Consider the following 9,240-nt stretch of genomic DNA (forward strand, 5'->3'; position numbering starts at 1 on the left):
CGCCCACGTTACATCCCCTCTGCGGGTCCCCCCCGCCGTCCCCCCGGCGGCGCCAACCCCGACAATCCGGTACGGAGGTGCACACGTGCGGTGGCGGCGGACCCTACCGGCAGTGGTGGCCCTGCTCGGCGTGACCGGGCTCGGGCTGATCACCGTCGGCCTCACCGCCGACCCGGCGCGGCCACCACGACCGTCGGCCGACGCGCCGACCCGCACCCACCCCGCACCGGACCTGGCTCCGTTGCCACCCGCCGCGCCGGTCCGGGTGCAGATCCCCGCCATCGACGTACGCGCCGACATCGTCCCCGTCGGCGCCGACGCCGCCGGCGTGCTGGAGGTGCCGCCACTGGACCGGCCCACCCTCGCCGGCTGGTACCGGTACGGGGTCAGCCCCGGTGAGACCGGCAACGCTGTCCTGGTCGGACACGTCGACGCGCCGTCCGGCCCGGCGGTCTTCTTCGATCTCGGTCGGCTCCGCGCCGGGCAGCAGGTGCAGGTCACCCGCGCCGACGCACGGGTCGCCACGTTCACAGTGGACGAGGTGCGGGCGTACCCGAAGGAGCACTTCCCCACCGCCCTGGTCTACGGCCCGGCGGACGCCGCCGGGCTGCGCCTGATCACCTGCGGCGGCCGGTTCGACGCGGCGACCGGCAACTACGTCGACAACGTCGTCGTCTTCGCCACCCGCACCGCCTGAACCGGGCCACCCGCACCGCCGGAACCGGACCGCCTGCCCGAGCCGCCCGCGCCGCCTCCCCGCTGTCGGGAGCCGGACCCTCGTCGGCAGAATGCGGTGGCACCATCCCCTGATCGGGACGGTACGCCGGCGACGGGGAGGCACGCGGTGGATCAGCGACCGGTACGGAATCGGACCGGTCGAGGCGTACGCGCCCTGGCCCGTCGACTGCTCGGGCGGGTCGAGGGCGACTCCCCCAACCTCCGCCGGTCCAACCCGGACGCCGTGGTCGACTGCGCCGTCTACCTCAAGGGCCGCCGGGAACCCGGTCAACCGCACTACGCCGACGCGTACGCCCGGGCGCGGCACGGCCGCGACGCCTTCGTGTGGCTGGGACTGCACGATCCCGGCCCGGCGGTGCTCGCCGCAGTCGGCCAGACCTTCGGCCTCGACGAACTGACAGTCGAACAGGCGCTCGCCGACGGGCACCGGCCCACCGTGCAGCGCCACGGGCCGGTCACGCTGCTGGTCCTGCGCACCGCCGGGTACGTGGAGCACGACGAGCTGACCGAGACCTCCGAGGTGATCGACACCGGGGACGTCATGGTGCTGCTCGGTGACCGCTTCGCCATCACGGTGCGGCACGGTGCCGCCGGGGCGCTGCGCAGCGTTCGCGCCGACATCGAGCGCCGCCCCGCGCTGCTGGCCGCCGGCCCGTGGGCGGTGGCGTACGCGGTCTGCGCCCGCATGGTCGACTCCTACCTGGAGGTGGCCGGCCACGTGGAACGGGACCTGGAGCGGGTCGAGGAGGCGGTGTTCGCCCGCGACCGCGCCGTCGACATCCAGCACATCTACCAGCTCAAACGGGAGGTGGTGGAGTTCAAGCGCGCGGTCCTGCCGTTGCAGGGGCCGATGCGTACGCTGCTCGAACCCGACGGCCCGCCGCGCGCCCTGCACCGCTGGTTCGTCGACGTCGACGGCCGGCTGAGCCGGGCGGTGGACCGGGTGGCCGCGTACGACGACCTGCTCACCTCGATCGTCCAGTCGCGGCTGGCGCAGCTCGCCGTCGAGCAGAACAACGACATGCGCAAGATCGCCGCCTGGGCGGCCATCGCGGCCACCCAGACCGGCATCGCCGGCATCTACGGCATGAACTTCAACCACATGCCCGAGCTGGCCTGGCGCTACGGCTACGCCGGGGCCCTCACCCTGATGGCGGCGGCAGCCCTGTTCCTGTACCGGCTGTTCCGCCGCTCCGGCTGGCTGTGAGGTCGGTGGTCCGCCCGAGCTGACCGAGGGCTAACCTCGCGCGGGTGATGTGGCAGCGGTACGTGGCGATCGGCGACAGCACCACCGAAGGGCTCGACGACCCGGACGGCATCGGCGGCTACCGGGGCTGGGCCGACCGGTTCGCCCTGGCGGTGGCCCGCGCCCAGGGCGGTCTGGAATACGCGAACCTGGCCATCCGGGGCCGGACCACCGCGTTGATCCGCGCCGAGCAGCTCCAGCCCGCCCTCGACCTGGCCCCCGACCTGGCCACCGTGGTCGCCGGCATGAACGACGTGCTGCGCCCCTCCTTCGACGCGGACCAGGTCGCCGGGGACGTCGCGGCGATGCAGCAGGCACTGGTCGACCAGGGGGCCACGGTGCTGACCTTCACGATGCCGGATCCGGCGCCCGTGATGCCGTTGGCCCGGCCGCTGCGTGGTCGCATGCTGGCGCTCAACGAGGCGCTGCGGGCCGCCACCGCACGGACCGGCGCCACCCTCCTCGACCTGGGCGCCCACCCGGTATCCTCCGATCCCCGGCTGTGGAGCGACGACCGGCTGCACGCCAACAGCGCCGGGCACGAGCGCATCGCCGCCGCACTGGCGTACACGGCGGGTCTGCCCGGGTTCGACGACTCCTGGACGCAGCCGTTGCCGCCGGCACCCCGGCGGCGCCGCGGCGAGGTGTTCGGTGCCGAGCTGGCCTGGACCCGCCGGCACCTGCTGCCCTGGCTGGCCCGGCACCTGCGGGGCCAGTCGTCGGGCGACCACCGGGTGGCCAAGCGCCCGGTGCCGCTGCCGGTGCCGCTGGACTAGGTCGGGTGCGGCAGGATGGCGACGTGGGTAAGGGTGCGGGACGTCGGCGGGCGAACGCGACAACGGGACGGGCGTGCCCGTGCGGTTCCGGCCGGGCGTACCCGGACTGCTGCGCGCCGGCGCACGGCGGCGACGCCCCGGCAACGGCCGAGGCGTTGATGCGCTCCCGGTTCAGCGCCTTCGCCCTCGGCGACTCGGGTTACCTGCTGCGCAGCTGGCACTCCTCGACCCGGCCCGCCTCCCTGGAGCTTGACCCGGGGCAGCGGTGGACCCGACTGGAGATCGTGGAGACCGAGCGGGGCGGCCTGCTCGACACCGCCGGCACTGTGACCTTCCACGCCCACTACCGGGACGCGGGCCGGCCCGGCACGTTGACCGAACACAGCCGGTTCGTCCGCGAGGACGGCCGGTGGGTCTACCTCGACGGTGACCAACCCTGACGGGTGCGCGTCCGCACCGCCACCGCGCCGCGCAGCTTCCGGGCCGACTGGGCCGGGTGCCCCACCAGGATCGTCGTCGGCATCGACGCTGTCGGCGAGTCGAAGGCCCGGGTCAACGTCCTGCACGAGAAGCTGACCGGAGCCGAGCGGCCCGCGGAGGCCGCCGCCGGGCCCCGGTCAGTCCGGGCCGCCCGGCACCGCCGCAGCCACCGCGGTGGGCACTGTCGTCCAATGCCGGCGGCGGGTCAGCAGCACCAGCGCCACCACGAGGTACGCCCCGGCGGTCAGCGCGAACGCCACCGCGTTGCCGGCCGCCGTGGCGAGCAGGCCGTAGGCGGCGTACGTCACGATGATCAGCACGTCCGTGGCCATCCCGGCCAGGGAGGTGACGGTAGCCCGGCTGCTGCCGACGATCCGGGCCTGGAGCCGCGCGTCGGCCAGCACGGTGGCCAACTGCGCGGCCCCGAAGGCCACCGCGAGCAGCACGAACCCCGCCGGGTGCCGCAACAGGGCGCCTGCGGCGAGCGCGACGCCGACCAGCCCCACCAGCGCGGCGTAACCTCGGCTGCCCAGCCGCTCCCCCGCCGGGGCGAGCAGCCCACCGACTGTGACTCCGGCCCAGAGCAGCAGAAGCAGCAGGGGTACGGTTTGCCCCCCGACGCCGGTGTCCAGGGCGAGCAGCGGGGTGTACTCGTCCAGGGCGCCCCAGTCGGCGGCGACCACGGCCACCAGCAGCACGGCGGCCCGTACCGGCGGACGGGTGCGGACCTGCGAGACCCCGGCCCGCAGCGTGTCCCACCACCCCAGGTCACCATCGTCGTCCGGGCTCACGGGTTCGTCCTGCCGGGGTGGTGCGGCACCCACCGGCCGGACGGCCGCCGCCGGCTCGGCGACCGGAACGCCGACGGCGGCGGGCGCGCGGTGTTCCGGGAAGCGGGTGGCGACGATCGCGGCGAGCAGGCAGGCGAGCACGCTGGCCGCGCCGACCACCGGATACCCGCCGACGGCGAGCACCGGGCCGGCGAGCACTCCGGAGACCACCACGCCCAGCACACCCGCCGTCCGCGCCCGCCCGAGCACCCGGGCGTACCGGTCGACAGCGCCGAGCCGGTCCAACTCGGTCCAGACCAACGCCTCCAGCGCACCGGAGACCAGTGCGCCACCAGCGCCCCAGAGCAGGAAGCCGACAGCGAAGGCCGGGTACGACGGCAGCAGCACCCAGAGCGCGAAACCGGCGGCGGCCACCAGCGGGGCGAGGCACAGCAACAATCGGCGGGACAGCACGTCGGCCCAGGCGCCGGAGGGCACCTCGAACAGGATTCCGGCGGCGGACCAGATGACGAAGAGCGACGCGATCTGCCCCACCGACAGCCCGGTGTCGGCGAAGAACACCACGTACAGGGGGTAGAGCAGGACCAGGTCACTGAGGAACGCGTACCCGTAGAGGGTCGCCGTCAGCCGACGGACCGCCGGCTCGGGCACGCGCGAAGCGATGAGGGTCATGGGGCCTTCCCGTGGGAGTGGAGACGGACACCGGACGTGCGGTGACCGTGGTGGCCCACGGGATCGGCAGACGCTGCTGGATCAATGTCGCCAGGTCATGCCCGCGATGCTAGACAACCGGCGCGGCCTCGGCCAGCGCTTTCGGCGCGCCGAGCAGCGCGGACCGGGCCGGGTGGGCGGGACGGGACGGGACGGGAGGGGGCGTGGCGTGGCGGACAACGAGAGGCGGGGCGGGACCGAATCGGTCCCGCCCCGCCGCCGTACCGCTGGTGTCAGCGCCGGTCGAGCGGCGGGATGACGGTGGTGGTCTCGCTGTCGTCGCTGGTGCGCTGGCCGGGCACCGCGCGATCGGTGCCGCCCGTGACCACCTGGGTGGTGTCGGGGTCGACGCCGGCGCCCACCGCCTGCGTGACGTCCGAATCGGCCGAGCCGCTGACCACCTGCGTCGTGTGGTCGGTCGCTGAGGGCCGGGCCGGTGTCGGCGTCGGCTCGTCGCCGGCGCTGCGGTTGACCGCCTGGGTGGTGTCGGAGCTGACCGGGAAGTGGACGACCTGGGTGGCCTCCGGGTCGGTGGGCCGGGTCACCACCTGGGTGGCGTCGGCGTCGGTGGGCCGGGTCACCACCTGGGTGGCCTCCGCGTCGCTGGTGGTGGCCGACCGGCGGGCCAGCGCGGCCTCGGCGTCGCGGCGGCTGGCCCGGTACGCCTGGGCGTGCTCGGCGATCAGCTGCGACTCCCGCTCGGCGCGGGTCAGCCACGACTCCCAACGGCTCTGCATCGGACGGATCAGACCGCCGCCGACACCGACGACGAGGATGCCGCCGATAGTGGCCAGCACGGCGATCAGCACGGGGGTGGTGACCGCGGTGGCCACGCCGATCTGGTTCAGCGCCGCGATGACGCCGAGGCCGAGGATGAACACCGAGGCGATGGTGGCCAGCACCCGGCCGTACGACAGGCCGCCGAGCGCGCCGCTGATGATGTCCTTGACCGCGTTGGCGATGGCGGCGGCGACCACGACGATGACGATCGCGACGAAGGCGCGGGGCAGCCACGCGATCACCGCGCCGAGAAGGTCGGAGATCGGGTTCGGGCCCCAGATGCCGAAGGCGAGCTGAAGGGTGAACAGCAGCACCGCGTAGTAGACGAGCTTCGCGACGATGTCACTGGCGTCGTACCGGGAGCGGCTCAACGCGCGGCGGATGCCGCCGCGTTCGACGGCGCGGTCGAAGCCCACCCGTTCGAGGACCTTCTCCACGATCTTCAGTACGGCCTTGGCGATCAGCCATCCGGCCACCAGGATCGCCAGGAAGGCGACGGCCTTGGGCAGGAAGAGCATCACCGAGCGGAGAGCGTCGCCCACCGCGTCGCTGACGTTGTCACTCATCTGGTCATTCCTTAAGTGGGGCAGCCGGAACGGTCCGCCCCGACCTACCCCCGACCCGACACGCGGAAACACCAGTGATCATCAGGCCTGTCGGCCCTCTAGCGCGTGGGCGAGTTTTGGCAATATTCTCCGGAGTGCGTGCGGCCACTGGAGCTACTTTTCATCCCCCCGCCGTCGGCCGCAGGAGGAGATGCAATGCACGTCGACCATTCCGAAGTGGATCGCCGGACGCTGCTGCGGGCCGGTCTCGGCGCCGCCACGGTCGCCGTCGTCGGGAGCGAACTCGCCTTCCCGGGCGCGGCGCAGGCCGCGCCGGGCACCGACCTGGACTGGATCATCAGCTGTGACGAGTGGGCCGCCCGCCCGCCGAAGGACCCGCTGTCGGTGAGCGCCATCGCCACCAACAAGATCATCGTGCACCACATGGCGTTCCCGAACGTCACCGACTACTCCCGTGAGCAGGCGGTCAAGCTGGCCCACGACTGCCAGGACCTGCACATGGACGGCAACGGCTGGTCGGACACCGGCCAGCACTTCACAGTGAGCCGTGGCGGGTACGTGCTGGAGGGCCGCCGGGGCAGCCTGGAGCGCCTCGAAGCCGGCGACCGGCAGATGATCTCGGCGCACTGTCCGGGTGAGAACGGCCGGGCCATCGGCATCGAGAACGAGGGCACCTACGTCACCGAGACGCCACCGGACGCGTTGACCGACTCGCTGGTGAAGCTCTGCGTCGCGATCTGCCGGCAGTACGGGCTGCACGCGTACGACATCTTCGGCCACTGGGACTTCCGCACCACCGAGTGCCCGGGCGCCGCCTTCTACCGACAGTTCCCCGAGCTGCGGCGGCGGGTGCACGCCGCGCTGGGCACCAAACTCGGTGACGTGCCGGCGCGCCGCTGGCCGGACCTGTGGCGTTTCGTCAACTCCCCCTCGGTGCGGGTGGTGCAGCACCTGCTCGCCTACCGGGGCTACCCGGTGATCGTCAGCGGCACGTTCGACGCCGCGACAGTGGCGGCGGTGCAGGACTGGCAGGCCCGCAACGGCATCGCGGTCGACGTGGACGCCACCCTCACCACGCCGACCTGGGAGACGCTCGCGCCGGAGTTGGACCAGCACGCCGCCGGAGCGCCGGTCACCGCCGTGCAGGAAATCCTCGCCACCAAGGGGTACGCGGTCACCGTCACCGGGGCGTACGACCACGCCACCCGCACTGCGGTGCAGGACCTTCAGGCGCTGCACGGGCTGCCCCGCAACGGCAAGCTCAGTACGAGCACCTGGTGCACTGTCGTCGGCGGGTCGGTCCGCGAGTCGTTCCGGCACCGCTGAGCCCGTGGTGGCGGTGCGGGGGCGCACCCGCACCGCCACCAGCACGCTCACCGGTTTGATCCGCCGCCCCGGCGGAAAGAGTTGCGGCATGACCTGGGCCCGTCGAGCCGTACCCGCCGTCGCCGCCGCCGTCGCGGCACTCGCCGCGCGGGATCTGATCCAGCGCGACCACGCGCTGCTGCGCAACTTCCCGGTCCTCGGCCGGGCCCGCTACCTGTTGGAGACGATCGGGCCGGAGCTTCGGCAGTACATCGTGGCCGGCAACAACGAGGAACGGCCCTTCACCCGCGACCAGCGCCGCTGGGTGTACGCGTCGGCCAAGCAGGAGAACAACTACTTCGGTTTCGGCACCGACAACGACATCGAATACACCGCCGGGTACCCGATCATCAAGCACCGCACGTTCGGTCGTGCCGTGCCGCCGTCGGCACCGACCGCCGGGCACGACGTACGGGTGCCCTGCGCGAAGGTGCTCGGCGCGGCACGGGGACGGGCCCGGGCGTTCCGACCGGAGTCGGTCGTCAACATCTCCGGAATGAGCTTCGGCTCGCTCTCCGGCAACGCCATCACCGCGCTCAACAAGGGAGCGGCCCTCGCCGGCTGCCTGCAGAACACCGGCGAGGGCGGTCTGTCGCCGTACCATCGCAACGGTGGGGAGCTGATTTTCCAACTCGGCACCGCGTACTTCGGCTGCCGGGACGAGCACGGCCGGTTCAGCCTCGACCGGCTCAAGGACCTGGTCGCCGGCGCACCGGTGCGGGCGCTGGAGATCAAGCTGAGCCAGGGCGCCAAGCCGAGCCTCGGTGGGCTGCTGCCCGGGGCGAAGGTGTCCGCCGAGATCGCCGCCACCCGGGGCATCCCGGCCGGTCAGGACTGCGTCAGCCCGTCCCGGCACGCCGAGTTCTCCGACTGCGACAGCCTGCTCGACTGGGTGGAGTTGCTGGCCGCCGAGACGGGCCTGCCGGTCGGCATCAAGTCGGCGGTCGGTGACCTGAGCTTCTGGGAGGAGCTGGCCACCCTCATGCGGGACACCGGCCGGGGTGTGGACTTCGTGACGATCGACGGCGGCGAGGGAGGCACCGGGGCCGCACCACTGATCTTCACCGACTCGGTGTCGCTCCCGTTCCAGCAGGGCTTCTCCCGGGTCTACAAGATCTTCGCCGAGCACGGTCTGCACGAGCAGGTGGTCTTCGTCGGCGGCGGCAAGCTCGGCCTGCCGGACAACGCCATCGTGGCGTTCGCGCTCGGCTGCGACATGGTCAACGTCGGCAGGGAGGCGATGCTGGCGGTCGGCTGCATCCAGGCGCAGAAGTGCCACACCGACACCTGCCCCACCGGCGTCGCCACCCAGAACGCGTGGCTCGCCCGTGGGCTGGACCCGGCGTTGAAGTCGGTCCGGGCGGCCAACTACCTGCGGACGCTACGCCGGGACCTGACCAAGGTGGCCGAGGCCTGCGGCGTCGAACACCCCGGCCTGATCGGCACCGACGCCGTGGAGATCCTGGACGGCCGCACCGCCTCAACCCCACTGCACCAGGTGTACGGCTACCGACCGGAATGGGGACTGCCCTCGCCCGCCGACCAGGCGGAGATCATCCGGCTGATGGTCCCGGAGGCACGCCAGGGCGGCAGCGCCCCGCCCTCCGCCACTGCCGTCGGTTGAGCTCACGCCGATCCGGCGGCGAGGGCCGCAGGCGCGGAGCAGAGAAGTACCGGGCCCGGGATCGCGGATCGCGGATCGCGGATCGCGGATCGCGGATCGCGGATCGCGGATCGCGGATCGCGGATCGCGGATCGCGGATCGCGGATCGCGGATCGCGGATCGC

Annotated in this window: 8 protein-coding genes; 6 read left to right on the forward strand and 2 right to left on the reverse strand. The window is 72.9% G+C overall.

The window, feature by feature from the left end; all coding sequences use genetic code 11:
• Positions 1 to 85: 85 nt before the first annotated feature.
• The 4 genes from AB0B48_RS20265 to AB0B48_RS20280 all read left to right on the forward strand — a co-directional run bounded on the left by AB0B48_RS20265 (position 86) and on the right by AB0B48_RS20280 (position 3,200).
• Complete coding sequence (locus AB0B48_RS20265; RefSeq protein ID WP_357203726.1) at positions 86 to 697, forward strand: class F sortase; 612 nt, start codon at positions 86 to 88, stop codon at positions 695 to 697.
• Between the two features lie 147 nt (positions 698 to 844).
• Complete coding sequence (locus AB0B48_RS20270; protein WP_357203727.1) at positions 845 to 1,945, forward strand: magnesium and cobalt transport protein CorA; 1,101 nt, start codon at positions 845 to 847, stop codon at positions 1,943 to 1,945.
• 47 nt (positions 1,946 to 1,992) lie between these two features.
• Positions 1,993 to 2,760, forward strand: coding sequence for an SGNH/GDSL hydrolase family protein (locus AB0B48_RS20275; protein ID WP_357203761.1), 768 nt, complete (start codon positions 1,993 to 1,995; stop codon positions 2,758 to 2,760).
• 23 nt (positions 2,761 to 2,783) lie between these two features.
• A complete protein-coding gene (locus tag AB0B48_RS20280) occupies positions 2,784 to 3,200 on the forward strand; it encodes a YchJ family metal-binding protein (protein ID WP_357203729.1) in 417 nt (138 codons plus the stop codon).
• Between the two features lie 177 nt (positions 3,201 to 3,377).
• Here AB0B48_RS20280 and AB0B48_RS20285 read toward each other — a convergent pair whose 3' ends face one another.
• Entirely contained in the window at positions 3,378 to 4,703 is a 1,326-nt protein-coding gene (locus tag AB0B48_RS20285; protein ID WP_357203731.1) for an MFS transporter, read from the reverse strand.
• A gap of 272 nt (positions 4,704 to 4,975) precedes the next feature.
• On the reverse strand, positions 4,976 to 6,088 hold the full coding sequence (locus tag AB0B48_RS20290) for a hypothetical protein (protein WP_357203733.1): 1,113 nt from the start codon (positions 6,086 to 6,088) through the stop codon (positions 4,976 to 4,978).
• Between the two features lie 195 nt (positions 6,089 to 6,283).
• Here AB0B48_RS20290 and AB0B48_RS20295 point away from each other — a divergent pair, with 195 nt between their 5' ends.
• Together AB0B48_RS20295 and AB0B48_RS20300 are read left to right on the forward strand one after the other, a co-directional pair.
• On the forward strand, positions 6,284 to 7,414 hold the full coding sequence (locus AB0B48_RS20295) for an N-acetylmuramoyl-L-alanine amidase (RefSeq protein ID WP_357203735.1): 1,131 nt from the start codon (positions 6,284 to 6,286) through the stop codon (positions 7,412 to 7,414).
• An 88-nt stretch (positions 7,415 to 7,502) separates the two neighbouring features.
• Positions 7,503 to 9,077, forward strand: coding sequence for an FMN-binding glutamate synthase family protein (locus AB0B48_RS20300; protein WP_357203737.1), 1,575 nt, complete (start codon positions 7,503 to 7,505; stop codon positions 9,075 to 9,077).
• Positions 9,078 to 9,240: the final 163 nt, after the last annotated feature.

This window comes from Micromonospora sp. NPDC049089, from assembly GCF_040648775.1.
Lineage (GTDB): Bacteria > Actinomycetota > Actinomycetes > Mycobacteriales > Micromonosporaceae > Micromonospora.